The organism is Bacteroides sp. D22, from assembly GCF_000163675.1.
Classification (GTDB): Bacteria; Bacteroidota; Bacteroidia; order Bacteroidales; family Bacteroidaceae; genus Bacteroides; species Bacteroides xylanisolvens.
Map to the genome: position 1 here is coordinate 39,172 of NZ_GG774809.1, position 14,859 is coordinate 54,030.

The following is a 14,859-nucleotide window of genomic DNA, read 5'->3' on the forward strand; positions in this document are numbered from 1 at the left end:
AATGGAAGAAAAGAAAAAATTTGAAGCTTTGCAATATAGTTATGAAAATGCCGGACAATTCCGAGCAATAGCAGCAATTCTTGGATATTCAGAAGAATATCGGAATGGTGATATTACCTTTTCCAAAGGTAATGAAACATATACTTATCCACTGAATACACTTAAACTTGGCAATTTAGGAGATAATAGAGAATCTTTATTAGAGCAATCTAAAGAAAGAATAATCAGTTTCTTTGATAAAGAACAAGCTAGCAATAATTTCCAAGAATATAGCCAATATTTACGAGAAAACCACAATGTTGCAATTATAAAATGGGATGATATAAAACAAGGTACTAACAAGAATGAAGGATATAAAGACGGATTTACAGTCATTGACCTTGAAAATAAAATTGCATATAAAGGAGAAGACCTTTATCGATATGCTTATGAACAAAACCAAACCCTAGATGGTAAAGGTTCATATGTTGATATAGACTGGAACAAGTTTAATGAAGTAGGAGTTAAACCGGAAAATTTAAGCCCCGAAGATATTGCAAACATCAAAAATGGGAAAAAAACAGGTATGCTAAATTTTTCCATTGAAGATACTCCCGGTAATAGAACACTTCTAGACAATGAAAAAGTGTCTTATAAAACAGAAAATGGAAAACTCCATTTTGAGGGGAAAGCAACAACTCTTAAATATATAACAGCCGAGAATACACCTGAAAATAAATCTAAATTAAAAACCAACGAAATTGATTTCAAAGAAGAAGGTAAACGCATCAAAATTGATGGTATCAATGCTAGAAAACTAGCAATCGCAGCTATTACAGTAGTTTACCCAATCGCTGGGATTGCTATCTTGCTCATTCCTAAACGACAAGAAATAAAAAATGATTTATCCTTTACTAAGGATGAAATAAAAGCCCTAAAAGCTGATAATGTCGTAGTAAAGACTAATTCAAAAGGAGAAAGAACATTGCACCAACGTGACAAAGATACTAATGAGATAGTATCAATAAAAGCAAAAGACATTCATATTCCCCAAAAACTTGGAGGAATAGAGCTTACTCCTATGCAGCAAGAAAATCTCAAAAATGGAAAAGAAATTACCATTGTAAACGAGGAACTAAACAAAGCTGCAAAAGTAAAACTAGATTTGAATGCCAGAAATGGATTATCAATCAAAGATGCAAATACTATAGAAATTAAAGCGACTGAAAAGAAAGAACAAACAATAGGGAAAGAAAGATATATATCTGATAAAGAAAGATTAGAGTTTGTAGCCCAAAAAGGAGCTAAAGGGATTGATGAAATTTTTAAAGATAAACCCACCGAAATGGCTGCCTTTTTAGAGAAACATAAACTTTCTAAAGATTATGCTTCTTACAAGGAAGTAGAAAAAACATATTCCAGCTCTAGGGAAGCTACTAAACAAACTGTCGGAGAACAAATATCTACCCAAATGGATAAAATAGATAGTTCTATTAAAGCAACAGCGAAGCAAGAAGCATCTATTCTCGGATATGGTAGAACCTACGGAAAAAATAATGATACTCCAACAATGAAACTATAATATTATGCTAACATTTGACGATTATAAGGCTAAAATATCCATCATTCAAATACTTGAAGATTTAGGATATAAACAAGACATTAGCAAAGGAAAGGTTTCGCCTGTTTTTAAACTGACAGACGGAGCAGGTAACAAGTTGGATGAAATCATCATCAAGAATCCTCATAGTGTACAAGAACACTACTATGATAGGAATTATAAAGGTGGAGATTTAATTCAGTTCATCAAAAATCATATTAACGACTTCCCACAATTCCAACATCAAAATACATTTGTGCGAATCAATATGATTTTAGGACATTACGCAAATGAGCCTTATAGTCCTAAATATGAAGCATTCAAAGTTGTAAAAGCAGAAAACAAATCTTTTGACAGAGATAGATATAAAGAATTTCCTACTACACTCGCTGATTTAAGATTTCTCACAAATGAAAGAAATATAAATCATCAAGTCGTAGAAAAGTTTCTACCATTTATCACAAGGGTTAAAGACTTACAAGGAAACGGCAATTATTATAATATAGGTTTTCCCTATATTAATCCAAAAGATAAAGACAACAAAGTAACAAATTACGAATTAAGAAACTATGGATTCAAAGGAATGGCTGCCGGAGGTGATAAAAGTAACTCGCTTTGGATTGCTGATTTTTGCCCACACCCCCAAATGGCAAAACATATATACTTTGCAGAATCCGCTTTAGATGCTATGAGCTTCTATCAGCTCAATGCTAACAAAATCAAATTAGAAGAAAGTGTTTTTTGTAGTGTAGGAGGGTACATTTCAGTTAATCAAATAAAAAACACTTTATTGCGATACCCACAAGCTAAAGTACATACCTGTTTTGATAATGATTTAAACGGTAATTTGTATGACATTAAAGTGTCTGGAATCATTAGTAATACAGAAATGACAATAAAAGAAAATAAAGATGATGTGCTGTTTAAAACTAAGGGTAGAGAATTCACTATTAACAAAAATGACGTTTCACTAGAAAGTTTTAGGGAAAAAAGCAAAATAATAGCTCCTATGATTTCTCATAAAGCAGAAAAAGCAAAAGATTTCAATGAAATTCTAATGAAACAACATGAACAAAAAAAAAGTATTAAGTTATGAATGATGGAACAAACATAGCTTCTGATGATATTATATTAAAGCCTAAATTCCGATATTGGTTAATGAAGAATTTCCTTTTAATCACATTAGCGATTTTCGTATTCATTTTTAGTAAATATATAAGAGAACATGAATTATTAAAATTTATCAGTGGAACGATATTAGTATTGTTGATATTTATAATTTTCTACAGATATATTTCAATGTTACTTTGTACAAAATGGATTATAACTAGAGAGCAAATAAAAATATATCAAGGAGTGCTTTCAAAAAGGATTAACTACATAGAATTATATCGTGTATATGATTATGAAGAAAAGCAAAGTTTTATCCAGTCTTTAATAAACAACACCAATATCTACATTTATTCTGGCGATAAATCAACACCAGAACTACTGATGAATGGTCTTAAAGCTAATAGTGATATAATTCAAACCATCAGAAATAGAGTAGAAGAACAAAAAAAGAAAAAAGGAATATATGAATTTACAAACAGATAATGATATGAAAAGAGTGCTTTTATTTTTTTCCCTAATGTTACTGTTAGGCAACATAAAAGGACTAGCACAATCTATTGTCATTGACCCGGTAATGATTGGAACATTGGTTTATTCCCATCAGGAGCAACAAGGTGTATTGAAAGACATACAAAGTGAGGAAACAAAAATCCGCAACTTTCAAATTTTAATCCAACAAAAAATGAATCAAATTCAATCCTTACAGGAGAAGACATACAACTATCTTTCTACAGTTAATGCAGTTGTGAAAAATGGAAAAGATATTATTTATGCTTCAACCTTAGCTAGAGACATAGCTAAATACCAATCCGAAGCAGCTAAATATGCAGTTGGAGACCCTAAATTATTAACCATAATTGCAAAAACAGAGTATGAGCTTATCAGTCGAAGTGTAGATTTAATGATATACATAAACAATATAGCATTGCAAGGCGGTGAAAAAAATCTTATGGATAATAAGCAAAGGATAGATTTATGTATTCATGTGGTCAATGAACTTAGACGAATGCGAGGACTTGCATACGCTGTATGCCGACAAATGAAATCCGCTAAAAGGGCTGGAGTACTAAAAACACTTGTACCCGGACAATTTAAATATGTAAATAGTGGGAAACAAAAAGTAGATAATATTTTAAACGGTATTAAATGGATTAGTAAAGGAGGATATTAAATGGATAATGATACAATCAAAGATTTAGGCTTATGCCCTATTTGCCAGAAAGGACACATAATGAAAGGCAGTTTAGGATATTCCTGTAATTACTTCAAAAACATGAATGACAAATGTACATTTAATATTTATCATTCATATTGGGGAAAAGAGATTACAGAAGAAATAGCCAGGCAATTAATAACAACAGGGAAAACAGATATATTTCATGACTTCCATAATAAAAAAGGAGTTCCTTTTTCTGCATATCTGACTATCGAAAATGGAATCGTTATTCCTTCTTTCGTAAATGAAGTATTAGAAACTCCGTGTCCTGTGTGTGGTAGAGAAATTGAAATTTTACTAAATGGATATGCTTGTAAAGGGTATTCACAAAAGGACAAGGACAACAACAGAGTTTGTAACCTCTATATACCCAAAACTATTGCACAAAGAGAAATACCATTGGAAGCAGCAGAAATACTTGCCAGAGGAAAAAAAACACCGTTTATGACTGGATTTAAATCAAGAGAAGGAAATGATTTTTCTTCACGGCTGGTTCTAACAGAGAACTTAGATATTTCTTTTGACAATACATTGTGTAAGTGTCCTAAGTGTGGAGGAAACTTATATATAAACAAAAAAGCCTATAATTGTTCCAACTATAGAAATGAAGCCATAAAATGTGATTTTGTCATTTGGCGTGAAATGTCAGGACGTTCTATAACTCCCGAAGAAGCAATAGAACTTTGCGAGAAAAAAGAAACACCTGTGTTAACTGGATTTCATGATAAAAACGGGCAACCGATGGAAAGAAAGCTTGTACTGAACGATGATTTTAAAATAAAACTAATATGAAAATAGAATTTATAATTTATAGCCATTTTTTTAAAGAGAGAGGAATGAAGGTAAAGGGTGATTGGAATTTTCCGCATCTTCCAAGGATAGGCGAAGAAATTTCACCTCACATTATAATGTTTCAGAATGAATTTACCTATCAAAATTTATTAGAATATCTAACAGATGAAGCTAAAAGTGATTTTAATAAATTCAATGATGGTGAAGATGATTTAGAAGGGAATTTTAAAGCATGGGTATATGATGTTATCTGTGAGGTCAATATAGTTGAATCAATACATTATAGACCAGATACAGAAGACTATACCCAAATTATTCCTGAAATTTGTTTAAGTGATTTAAGTAATTAAATATTATTGATATGCAAATGAATAAGACTGATTTAATCAAAATGGTTGCTGAAAAGGCAAATAAACCAACAAAAGAAGTAGCAGAAATAATTGATAGTTTTTTCAAAGAATTATCTCAAAATCTAAGAGAAAAAGATGTTTCTATAAAAGATTTTGGTACTTTCAAAAAGATTATTCAGCCAGCTCGGATAGCTAGAAATCCGGCAACTGGAGAACCTGTAGAAGTTCCAGAAAAGGAAGTTGTTAAATTTAAGCCGTCCAAAAATATACTAAACATGAAATGGCTATGATAGAAATAAACATCCATATTCCTATAGATGGTGTGAACAATATTTCTATACCAATCCAATTACCTGTAGTTCCAAGGGTTGGAGAAAAGATTTATCTATCTGACAAACAAATAAATAATTTGATAAGTCTATTAGAAGAAGAATATTACCACAATCCACAAACAGAAGAATGGAAAGAATCAATAAGACGGTTCACCAATATTGAGGAAGTAGCATATAATGCTGCAAATGGAACGATACACATTGAATTATCAACTATTTAAAAGAAACAATATGAAAAAGTATTTATCATTAGTAATGATTGGTTTAAGCCTTATGTTGTCTGGATGCAATAAAGACGATAACAACGACCCTGATACTCCACCTACAGGAGATACAGGAAAAGTACGTTATGAAGCTACCGTAAGCGACCCAGAAAATTTCAAACTTCTAATACATTATACAGTAGGAGTAGATATTTCTTCCGAAGCTCCCGAAGAAGCTGCCAAAGAAACTATTGTAGAAAGTCCATTCACATTTGAGCAAGAAGCCAAACAAGGAACATATTTATGGCTATCTGCCTACCCTATACCTAAAGATGAAGAAAACCTTGAAAATTTACAGCTACCTAAGACAGTCGAAGTAAAAATTTTTATTGATGATAAGCTGCATAAGTCTAACAGTGGTGAAAATTATGCAATGGTTCAACATATATTCGGACAGGAAAATTACCAGTAGAATTGATACCTTTTCTGCCTGCACTGGAGAGAAACCGGGAAGGTATTTGATACCGTACTTTTCCGGGTTCTGCCCGGCATGGACGATAAGAGAACATTATTATGATACCAAAAAATAAAAACCAATACCACTCTCACTGCATAAAAGAGTGGTATTTTCATTTGAATTAATAAAATGAAAGACCAAAAAAGATTATTACACAAGTGCCTATTAGAAGACATTCCAGCTTTTGTAATATGCGGAACAGATATTTGTTCCGTCCAAGCAATGGAAGCATATTACCAGATAGCAGTAGAAAAAGGTTGCAATAGCAATTTTTTAGAAGACTTGAAATTAGCTATAGAAGATTTCAAGGCTTTTCAATGTGAGGAACCTGAAAAAGTTAAAATACCCGATTAAATCATGGAAGAAAGCAAAGAATTACAAAAACTATATGGATTCATGCAAGCATTCATTTATATAACTGTTTGCATAGAGATTCTACTATTTGTTCATTTTCCCTTTAGTGAACAAATTATGCCCTTATTATCAAAAATGGCAAAAATTCCTATCTATTCTAATATTCTTTATAGTAAACTATTTACATTCTTTATTATAATGGTTACTTGCATTGGAACACGTTCAAAAAAGGATTTAGAATTAGACCCGACTAAACAAATCATTTTTCCTTTAATCTTTGGATTCATAATGTTCTTTGGAAGTATATGCTTTCTTTTCTTTAAAGAAAAAGGAGAAACTAGTTTAGAATGGTATAATATAGCTTACATTATACTATCAATAATTGGAGCGACATTAATAAATTCAGCTCTAGATAACATTTCCAAACGTATTAAATCAAACTTTATGAAAGATAGATTTAATATAGAGAATGAAAGCTTTGAACAATCTAAAGACAAGGTAGAAACAGAATTCTCTGTCAATATTCCGATGAAGTTTTTCTACAATAGAAAGTGGCATAATGGGTGGCTGAATATATGTAACTGTTTTCGTGGAACTTTCGTAATAGGAACGCCTGGAAGTGGTAAATCTTTTTCTGTTATAAATTCTTTTATAAGACAACATTCAGCTAAAGGATTTGCAGAAGTTGTTTACGACTTCAAATTTCCTGAACTTGCCAAAATTGCATATTATAATTATCAAAAGAACAAGCAATTAGGAAAAATACCAAGTAATTTCAAGTTCAATGTCATTAATTTTTCTGATATTGAATATAGTAGAAGAATAAACCCATTGAAACGAGAATATATAGAAATCCTAGCAGATGCAACAGAAACGGCAGAAGCATTATATGAGAGTTTACAAAAAGGCGACAAAGGAAGTGGAGGTAATAGCGATTTTTTTAAAACATCAGCAGTAAACTTGTTAGCAGCTTCTATTTATTTTTGGTCTAGATACGAGAATGGCAAATATTCAGATTTACCGCATGTACTGGCTTTCCTTAATCAAGAATATGACGTACTTTTTAAAGTCCTCTTTTCCGAACCTGAATTAAAATCACTAGTTTCCCCATTTGAAGCTGCATATAAATCAGGAGCAGTGGACCAATTAGAAGGACAGATGGCAAGTCTAAAAGTACAGTTATCAAGACTGGCTACTAAAGAATCTTTTTGGGTATTTAGTGGCAATGATTTCAATTTAAAAGTATCAGATAAAAAAGACCCTAGTTATCTTATCATTGCAAATAACCCTAAAACACAAAGCATGAATAGTGCTTTAAATGCACTTATCATTAACCGATTAACTAGACTTGTCAATACAAAAGGTAACTACCCTACTTCAATCATAGTAGATGAATGTCCCACATTATATTTTTATCAACTTGCAACACTACTTTCTACTGCACGTAGCAATAAGGTTTCAATTTGTTTGGGATTACAGGAACTACCGCAATTAGAAGAACAATACGGCAAAGCTACCGCAAAAACTATAACTTCTATTATAGGTAACACTTTATCCGGGCAAGCTAAAGCTCCTGAAACTTTAGATTGGCTACAAAAACTATTTGGAAAAGTTAAGCAAGTAAAAGAAGGTGTTACTATCAGAAGAAACGAAACAACAATTAATATGAATGAACAAATGGATTTTGTTATCCCGGCATCCAAAATATCTTCATTACAAGCTGGTACATTAGTAGGGCAAGTTGCATTAGATTTTGGACAAGAAGATAATTTTCCAACAGCGATGTACCATTGCAAAACCAATTTAGATTTAAAAAAAATTAAGAAAGAAGAAGAAGCCTACAAAGAACTGCCAAAAGTATATAACTTTGGGACAGCAGATAATAGAGAGAAATTACTGCAAAAAAACTTTAAGAGAATATACGACGAAGTAGAAACAGTAATAGAACAATATGTATAACATTACATTACCAATTTTAGGCACAAGGTTAAAGCAAATCCGAGAGCATATAGGATATTCCCAAGCTCAATTAGCAGAACAGCTGAACTGTAAACAAAATGCGATTTCAAATCTTGAACTAGGAAAAGGGGGCAGCCTAAAACTTTTATTTCAAGTGCTGAATTTTTATTCTAACTATGTTTTTATAGATTTAATATTTAGTGAAAAGTTTTATCTGATTTCTAATACAGAAGAAGATGAAGCGCAAAAAGCCAATTATAATTCTGTTATAATAGAAATTATAAGACAATCAGAAAAAAACTATGAGGATGCTATGTCAAACGCTAAAAAAGAGCTAGAAGCTAATCTTCAAAAAGCCATCAATTTATTACAGCCCTAATAAAATAAAAGAGAGTACAAAATACTCTCTTTTATTTTCCAATATTACTTTAAAGAATTTGTGATACCTATTCTTTTGGAGTTCTGGCACTGATGGGCGTATATAGCATGATGAAATGATACCGAATTATCGTCCCTGGTACACCCTGAAGAACTCCTTTTTGATACCAAATACAAAAAGCTGCTGGAAGCCGGACACAAAGAATTGATACCATAAAACTATAGGGAAAAAGAAGAAGGACAAAATGCCATATTATATATAAATAATATGAATATGTGATTAATATCCTTCACTCCCCGAAACCCAGAAAGAGCAACACGAGAATCTTCTTTTCCCTATGTCCATTTCATAAAAATGATACCAGTATAATAACAAATACTTATAATATGAAAAGAGAGCATCCAAATACATACCTTTTAACAATACAATCGAAATCAATCTATCCTATCTAATTCTATTATAGCTACTTTCTCTTTATCTGGACTTGCTTCATTTTGTATAAGAGTTATATGTTTTTGGGTATAGCTTTTAATAACCCAAGGAGCACCACCTAAATATAAAGCATTGCTATTAAATATGATATATTTTCCTTCTATTTTGTAAGTAATATCAATTTCATCGTAACTTTCCCAATTTACTTTCCCCGATTGAGTATCTATAAATTGCATACCTACTCCCATATTGGGAACTACCCAAGCATCACAACGACCTGTACCACGCCATGAGGTTTGATATAGTTTTTGGGGAGTAAGTTCTCCTATTTGTACCTCTGGATTTTTATCATCACAACTTGTAAAACTTATGTTTACTAAAAATAATGCCCAAAGCATTAATAAGCAAGATTGTTTAAAATAATGTACCATGTATTAAAATAGATTATATTAATATAAATACCAGACTTCAAAATTACAATCCTATAATTGTGTATAGATTTGCTAATGTTGCTATTGAAATCTGTTTTTCTACTAAATTAGAAGCCCATGAACTAAGACCATATACTTCCAGCAAACTCTCATCTCTTTCATCTGCAAAAAATGAAAAACAGAGTTTGGTAGTTGGGTCGTATAAATATTCCATATTAGTTGCCTCATGATAGTACTTACAGAAACCTTTTTCATTGAAGTTCTCCAAAACCATACATAGCGGAGAACGCATTTGAGGATTAATACGCTTTCTAGTATTATAACTTATCTGAATATCAGAGCTGAAATACCTTGATATTTCTGCCGATATAATTTGGGCTTTTTTGATAAAAACATTATCATCTTCATTTTGCCTTAATTCCGCATCCGTAGCATTACTTTTACTCAATACTATTTGGTCACCCTGTCTTGTTGTTAACACAGCAGCTACATCATATAAACTTTCTCCCGAAGCAGATGTCTTTGTCAATACTCTTGCAATCGTAATAGACGGAGTATAAAGTCTTGTAACAGGAAGAAGAATTTCCTTAGAAGTATCATCAAAACGTCTTTGAAAGTTTCTTTCCAGTACAAAATCCGACATTGGATATAATCCTTCTTCTATTAAATCAATCACTGTATGATTTTTTGAATCATTTAATGATTTTCTCCAAGATTGCAAGTTTATATTTATGTCTTTAAGTGCCATTGTAGTATTCACTACACCTGTTTCATCTTGAATACCACCCAATGTTTTTACACGTATAAATATATCTTGTCTTTTGTAAACTGTAGAATCAAAAGTACCATCCTTTCCATTAAATCCGAACGACCCATTAAGTGAATCACCTTTATATACAAGTGAAGCATTAATATTTTTCTCTAAGGATTTAGTTTTCTGTTCAACATTCGTATTTGAATCCGCATTACCCATATATTGCGCAAAAGCTCTTCCACCTGTATAATAACCAACAACAACAAAATCTCCATATGAATCAATGATAGATGATATAGGAGAGGTATATAAATTATTAATAAAAGACCTTCTTAAAAACTGCCTTGCAAACACTTTATTAGAACCATTGGAACTTAACAAGGTAAATTTGCCATGAGCAAACAATATATTCATTTCCCCATAAGCTTGTTCTTTTGATTCATTAATAAAAGTTCTAAATGTTTCGGTTGTCGTTTTCTTTTTCCCTATAGAAAAAAATCCTAGATTTAAAGAAAATCCACTTTTCACAGTTTTACTTATTGATGAAAAATGCGTATAATTATTAAAATCATAATAAGCAAACGATGACTGGTCGTTCCAGTTAGGATAATTTTCATCAATATATGATTCATCATATTCTTTTAGAGATTCAATATCAAGTATGGAATGCGTAAAGTTATCAAAATCACTTGGTATATAATTCCCCTTAAGCAATTTATAACCATAACCTAGATATTTATCAGTTCCCCCAATCATCTCACCACTTCTTGTCAACTCTTCATCAAAAGAAGGTTGTCCTGTAATAACATCTGGAAGAGATGGATTACGTTCTTGAAGAATCACATCATCACATGAATAATCAGTTTCAACCACTGTATTTTGCTGTGCGCATAAGTTCAAATCCTCTGAACAAGCTATAAACAATGGAGCTATAACAGATAAAATTATTATATATAATATTGATTTCATAATCTTTTCTTATTGCAGATTATTATTAGATAAACTTTTCATATATTCTTCTAAAGGAATTGTTACTATTTCGTCTGGTTTTGCCTTTGATGTAGTATTTATTATTCCATACCAAGAACCTTTAAATTTAACTTCTCTATCATTAGCCTCATTTCCATTACGATAAGTCATAGTAATAGTATAGTCAGCCTTTACACTATATTTCTTTAAATAAGTCGTTACTTTAATTAAAGATGGCTCATCAACTTCTACCGGAATAGTCACCGATAATGTTTTAGGTATCTCATACGTTGTGGAAGTATAAGGAGCTCTAGGCAAAAATATTGTTGAATCAGGCATTTCCCCACTACTAAAATTGCCAGGGGCAATAAATTGCCCGGCTATTATTGCAGGACGTAAAAACATTTGTTCTTCATTTGCCATTGGAATTTTCAAAGCTCCTTTTTCTGTATAACAAGAAGTATCTTTTACATCTTTTTTTGCATAAATTGTAATATTTGATGGTCCAGCAACTGCTCCTGTCTGACCATTTGAATACACAACAACAGGGTCTAATTCCGTCACTACAGCTTTAGGTTCAAATGCTATTTCTTTTACTTTAAATTTATCCTGAAACTCTAATAGAAACTCTTGCTGTGGTTGCTTATTATATTTTGCATACCCTACCTGCCCATTACTCTTTACTTCTATAGAATAATTAAACACACTCCAAGGATTATTGGGGTCTGCCGTTCCTAAATATGTCTGATTTTCAATATTAAAATATCCTTTATATGTTGATGGTATAAGGTCCCAACTTCCAGAACTTATATCTTCCGAGTCCCAAACAAAAACAAGTTTATTGTTTGGGTCATTGTTATATTGACCACAAACCAATGGCTTATTATAAGACTTTGAATAAATCAAATATGGTATTCCACTACTAGGTGGCAAAATCTTTAAATAGAATTTTGAAGAACTATAAGCTGAAAGTATCAATTCTTTTCTCATTCCTTGAGTAGAAAGATAAGGCTGTCCAACCACTCCACCTCCTCTGACTTTCAACGCAAAAGGAAGCTCTCTAACAGCATACATATTTGATGAATAAAATTCATCTGTCTCAGGATAATAAGAATAAGATTTCGTTTCTGGCTTTTTTTTAAACTCATCTATATTAGAAAACAGACTCACAGAGTCAGCAACAGAGATAGCTCTTGACTGGATTGAACTTTCTGATGTTTCCGAAAAATCATATAAAAGTTCAGAACTTTTTTCACAAGAGACAAGACCAATAGTCATTGCTCCTACCAATAATTGACTTACGCCCCAAAAAGAATAGAATTTTTTTTTCATAAATATAGTTTTAAAATTATGTCCTTAGAAACAAATACACAATAGAGTTCACGTAGATTTACTTTCTGACGCACGCGAATACGCCACATATACAAAAGGACGAAGAGAAAACAAATCCATGATGCCAAAAACTTTTAGGTAAATATATAAATAGCTCTTACAGCATATTACGTTAAGAGCTATTTATCCCAAAAAGTCAGTTATATTTTACTTAATTTCCCGAAAGACTTAGCCAAAGACGAACTGTTCTTTTAGCCTTATTCTGTTCTCCTTCTAGAATCTTTGCATCACCTTTCTTATAGCTTATTTTTAATTGAGAATCAGTCTGTATAGCATCATATAGAGGAAGCAAAAAGAAATTATCTTCATCTAAAAGTTTTTCCATTATTAACGGAATAATATTTTTACCCATCGCTTGCATTTCTTTAAACTGTGGTAATGTTGTATAAGCGAGAGTACTTGAACTATATTTAGTTTGTGGATTTATTGAAATTTCTTCGTTCCATGAATTAAACAAATCGTTAAACTTAGTCTTTACCTCACAATTAATATTTGCAGCTTTATCAATGACAGCTTGTTTTTCTGCATCAGAAAGTTCAATATCTTCTTGTGCTATCTGTTTTGCAAGTTCCTTTATCTCCGACATATCAGTCTTTGTTCTACTCTCGATAAAAGAAACCAAAATTCTACCATACAAAGTGCCAGATAGCTCACTCCTTTTATGGGTAATACGCAAATAACGCCCAAGTTTTGACTCCCAAGTACCGCTACTATATACAACACTTCCATGAGTCATATCTATACTACTTGTTCCCCAACCATCAACAGTAGCATTGCTACCTTCTGTACTAGTCTGTTCATAATTACAAGACGAACCATATAAAGTTTTAGCATTTTTATACTGTTCTATAAAATCATTGTAAAAAGATTCTGGGTCAATCCATTTGTTAGTTATCCCCATAGAATAAGCAATACAATTATATGTACCTGTTGCTTCTCCTGTTACAGAAATATTATTTACATCTAAATTTGGGAAATCCTTTTTAAGATTATCCTTTTCCGCTTGTGTAGGAACCCTTCTCATAGAAGCAGCTCTAGTAGTAAGTTCGTTTGGATTGGCATTATCCTCCACAGAACCAATCTCTTCGTTTTGCTGACAAGCAATAAGACTAAAAGAGAAACCTAATAAAATTAAAATTTGTTTTCTCATAAAACGATATTTTTAAGTTAGTAATTATTCAGCAAATGCATTTGCATATCGCAAATATACAATACAAATTGTATATAATATAAGAATTATATTGTTTTTTCCACTGTTAATGCTTAAAAACATAATATATTTGCTATTTTTGCAATATACAATCTAAATTATACTAATATGGAAAAAACTTATCATTCATTAAAAGACTTTGAACTATCCTATGGGAAAAATGCTATTGAGAGAGCAAATGATTTCCAGCAGTACATTGAGCAACTAAATGATTTCGGATGTAAAAGCTATTGGATAACTTCACATACAGGTATCGGTTCAACAATGGCAATTGAAGGCTTCAACGAACCTGTTATTGCATTTATTTCTAATGATTATTTAGGTATGTCACAAAGAGAAGAAACTAAACAAGCAGGTATAGATGCTATAAAAAAATATGGAACAGGTGCTTGCGCTGCACAAGTAATAGGTGGTTATCTCGACATACACCAACAGCTAGAGAAAGAAATAGCTTCTTTTGTAGGACAAGAAGAAGCTATTTTATTTTCTTCCGGATTTGGAGCAAATGCCGGAATACTAAGAGCCTTATTGGGTCAAAATGATATTGCATTGATAGACCCTTATATCCACACAAGCGCAATGGCTGGACTAAAAGGAACAAATATAACCTCAAATCCGCAACTAAGCCCTTGAACGTCCTTATTGCGTTTACACGTCCTCTCATTACTGAATTTGCAGATAATTTGAACTTGAAGCACCCACTTCTGCCTACAATATCCCCTTACCCCACAATGTGACTTGAGGCAATACACAATATCATTCCCATAAGTTGTAGGCATTATCCAAAATCAGTCTGGAAAACATCTGCGTAAGCATTATTACAGGTATAGATGTTCAGCACATACCGCCTTGATGTCCTGATCCACTTGGCTGGTAC

At 31.9% G+C, this 14,859-nt stretch carries 16 protein-coding genes and 1 pseudogene; 13 read left to right on the top strand and 4 right to left on the bottom strand.

Translation table 11 applies throughout. The features are described from left to right. The first annotated feature begins 1 nt into the window (after position 1). The 12 genes from HMPREF0106_RS10325 to HMPREF0106_RS10270 all read left to right on the top strand — a co-directional run bounded on the left by HMPREF0106_RS10325 (position 2) and on the right by HMPREF0106_RS10270 (position 8,794). Positions 2–1,561 (top strand): DUF3945 domain-containing protein, encoded by a 1,560-nt coding sequence (locus HMPREF0106_RS10325; protein WP_007559152.1) that lies wholly within the window; start codon positions 2–4, stop codon positions 1,559–1,561. Between the two features lie 4 nt (positions 1,562–1,565). Next, positions 1,566–2,675: a toprim domain-containing protein gene (locus HMPREF0106_RS10320; RefSeq protein WP_007559154.1), complete on the top strand. Its 1,110-nt coding sequence runs from the start codon at positions 1,566–1,568 to the stop codon at positions 2,673–2,675. Beyond that, positions 2,672–3,175 carry a PH domain-containing protein gene (locus HMPREF0106_RS10315; protein WP_005647342.1) on the top strand — a complete coding sequence of 168 codons (504 nt, stop codon included), beginning with the start codon at positions 2,672–2,674 and terminating at the stop codon, positions 3,173–3,175. Before HMPREF0106_RS10320 ends, HMPREF0106_RS10315 begins: the two co-directional genes overlap by 4 nt. After that, on the top strand, positions 3,156–3,863 hold the full coding sequence (locus HMPREF0106_RS10310) for a hypothetical protein (protein WP_007559156.1): 708 nt from the start codon (positions 3,156–3,158) through the stop codon (positions 3,861–3,863). Before HMPREF0106_RS10315 ends, HMPREF0106_RS10310 begins: the two co-directional genes overlap by 20 nt. Continuing rightward, positions 3,864–4,700 (top strand): topoisomerase C-terminal repeat-containing protein, encoded by an 837-nt coding sequence (locus HMPREF0106_RS10305; protein WP_007559158.1) that lies wholly within the window; start codon positions 3,864–3,866, stop codon positions 4,698–4,700. It abuts the gene before it with no gap. Beyond that, a complete protein-coding gene (locus HMPREF0106_RS10300; RefSeq protein ID WP_004295339.1) occupies positions 4,697–5,050 on the top strand; it encodes a hypothetical protein in 354 nt (117 codons plus the stop codon). The genes HMPREF0106_RS10305 and HMPREF0106_RS10300 overlap by 4 nt, the downstream gene beginning before the upstream one ends. Positions 5,051–5,061: 11 nt before the next feature. Beyond that, positions 5,062–5,340, top strand: coding sequence for an HU family DNA-binding protein (locus tag HMPREF0106_RS10295; protein ID WP_004295340.1), 279 nt, complete (start codon positions 5,062–5,064; stop codon positions 5,338–5,340). After that, positions 5,331–5,603 carry a hypothetical protein gene (locus HMPREF0106_RS10290; RefSeq protein WP_004295341.1) on the top strand — a complete coding sequence of 91 codons (273 nt, stop codon included), beginning with the start codon at positions 5,331–5,333 and terminating at the stop codon, positions 5,601–5,603. Before HMPREF0106_RS10295 ends, HMPREF0106_RS10290 begins: the two co-directional genes overlap by 10 nt. Before the next feature lie 10 nt (positions 5,604–5,613). Further along, positions 5,614–6,057, top strand: a complete 444-nt coding sequence (locus HMPREF0106_RS10285) for a hypothetical protein (protein ID WP_007559162.1) — start codon at positions 5,614–5,616, stop codon at positions 6,055–6,057. Between the two features lie 174 nt (positions 6,058–6,231). After that, positions 6,232–6,456, top strand: a complete 225-nt coding sequence (locus HMPREF0106_RS10280; RefSeq protein WP_004295344.1) for a hypothetical protein — start codon at positions 6,232–6,234, stop codon at positions 6,454–6,456. A gap of 3 nt (positions 6,457–6,459) precedes the next feature. Then, positions 6,460–8,415, top strand: coding sequence for a type IV secretory system conjugative DNA transfer family protein (locus HMPREF0106_RS10275; RefSeq protein ID WP_004295345.1), 1,956 nt, complete (start codon positions 6,460–6,462; stop codon positions 8,413–8,415). Beyond that, complete coding sequence (locus tag HMPREF0106_RS10270) at positions 8,408–8,794, top strand: helix-turn-helix domain-containing protein (RefSeq protein ID WP_007559164.1); 387 nt, start codon at positions 8,408–8,410, stop codon at positions 8,792–8,794. The genes HMPREF0106_RS10275 and HMPREF0106_RS10270 overlap by 8 nt, the downstream gene beginning before the upstream one ends. Before the next feature lie 434 nt (positions 8,795–9,228). Here the strand turns inward: HMPREF0106_RS10270 and HMPREF0106_RS10265 are convergent, their stop codons facing one another. From HMPREF0106_RS10265 to HMPREF0106_RS10250, 4 genes are all read right to left on the bottom strand, one after another. Further along, a complete protein-coding gene (locus HMPREF0106_RS10265; protein ID WP_004295347.1) occupies positions 9,229–9,624 on the bottom strand; it encodes a hypothetical protein in 396 nt (131 codons plus the stop codon). 76 nt (positions 9,625–9,700) lie between these two features. Continuing rightward, the gene (locus HMPREF0106_RS10260) at positions 9,701–11,380 is read right to left on the bottom strand and encodes an MAC/perforin domain-containing protein (protein WP_007559167.1); all 1,680 of its coding nucleotides are present in this window, start codon (positions 11,378–11,380) and stop codon (positions 9,701–9,703) included. A gap of 9 nt (positions 11,381–11,389) precedes the next feature. Beyond that, entirely contained in the window at positions 11,390–12,712 is a 1,323-nt protein-coding gene (locus HMPREF0106_RS10255; RefSeq protein WP_005647361.1) for a hypothetical protein, read from the bottom strand. Between the two features lie 211 nt (positions 12,713–12,923). Next, a complete protein-coding gene (locus tag HMPREF0106_RS10250) occupies positions 12,924–13,922 on the bottom strand; it encodes a hypothetical protein (RefSeq protein WP_004295351.1) in 999 nt (332 codons plus the stop codon). A gap of 168 nt (positions 13,923–14,090) precedes the next feature. On the opposite strand from HMPREF0106_RS10250, the pseudogene HMPREF0106_RS10245 reads away from it, so the two are divergent. After that, positions 14,091–14,588 (top strand): annotated as a pseudogene (locus HMPREF0106_RS10245) (aminotransferase class I/II-fold pyridoxal phosphate-dependent enzyme); the annotation flags it as partial. Positions 14,589–14,859: the final 271 nt, after the last annotated feature.

Coding starts and splice junctions, on each gene's coding strand:
- HMPREF0106_RS10325 (WP_007559152.1), top strand. CDS start 2: ATGGAAGAAAAGAAAAAATTTGAAGCTTTGCAATATAGTTATGAAAAT.
- HMPREF0106_RS10285 (WP_007559162.1), top strand. CDS start 5,614: ATGAAAAAGTATTTATCATTAGTAATGATTGGTTTAAGCCTTATGTTG.
- HMPREF0106_RS10270 (WP_007559164.1), top strand. CDS start 8,408: ATGTATAACATTACATTACCAATTTTAGGCACAAGGTTAAAGCAAATC.
- HMPREF0106_RS10320 (WP_007559154.1), top strand. CDS start 1,566: ATGCTAACATTTGACGATTATAAGGCTAAAATATCCATCATTCAAATA.
- HMPREF0106_RS10255 (WP_005647361.1), bottom strand. CDS start 12,712: ATGAAAAAAAAATTCTATTCTTTTTGGGGCGTAAGTCAATTATTGGTA.
- HMPREF0106_RS10260 (WP_007559167.1), bottom strand. CDS start 11,380: ATGAAATCAATATTATATATAATAATTTTATCTGTTATAGCTCCATTG.
- HMPREF0106_RS10310 (WP_007559156.1), top strand. CDS start 3,156: ATGAATTTACAAACAGATAATGATATGAAAAGAGTGCTTTTATTTTTT.
- HMPREF0106_RS10295 (WP_004295340.1), top strand. CDS start 5,062: ATGCAAATGAATAAGACTGATTTAATCAAAATGGTTGCTGAAAAGGCA.
- HMPREF0106_RS10275 (WP_004295345.1), top strand. CDS start 6,460: ATGGAAGAAAGCAAAGAATTACAAAAACTATATGGATTCATGCAAGCA.
- HMPREF0106_RS10300 (WP_004295339.1), top strand. CDS start 4,697: ATGAAAATAGAATTTATAATTTATAGCCATTTTTTTAAAGAGAGAGGA.
- HMPREF0106_RS10315 (WP_005647342.1), top strand. CDS start 2,672: ATGAATGATGGAACAAACATAGCTTCTGATGATATTATATTAAAGCCT.
- HMPREF0106_RS10305 (WP_007559158.1), top strand. CDS start 3,864: ATGGATAATGATACAATCAAAGATTTAGGCTTATGCCCTATTTGCCAG.
- HMPREF0106_RS10280 (WP_004295344.1), top strand. CDS start 6,232: ATGAAAGACCAAAAAAGATTATTACACAAGTGCCTATTAGAAGACATT.
- HMPREF0106_RS10265 (WP_004295347.1), bottom strand. CDS start 9,624: ATGCTTTGGGCATTATTTTTAGTAAACATAAGTTTTACAAGTTGTGAT.
- HMPREF0106_RS10250 (WP_004295351.1), bottom strand. CDS start 13,922: ATGAGAAAACAAATTTTAATTTTATTAGGTTTCTCTTTTAGTCTTATT.
- HMPREF0106_RS10290 (WP_004295341.1), top strand. CDS start 5,331: ATGGCTATGATAGAAATAAACATCCATATTCCTATAGATGGTGTGAAC.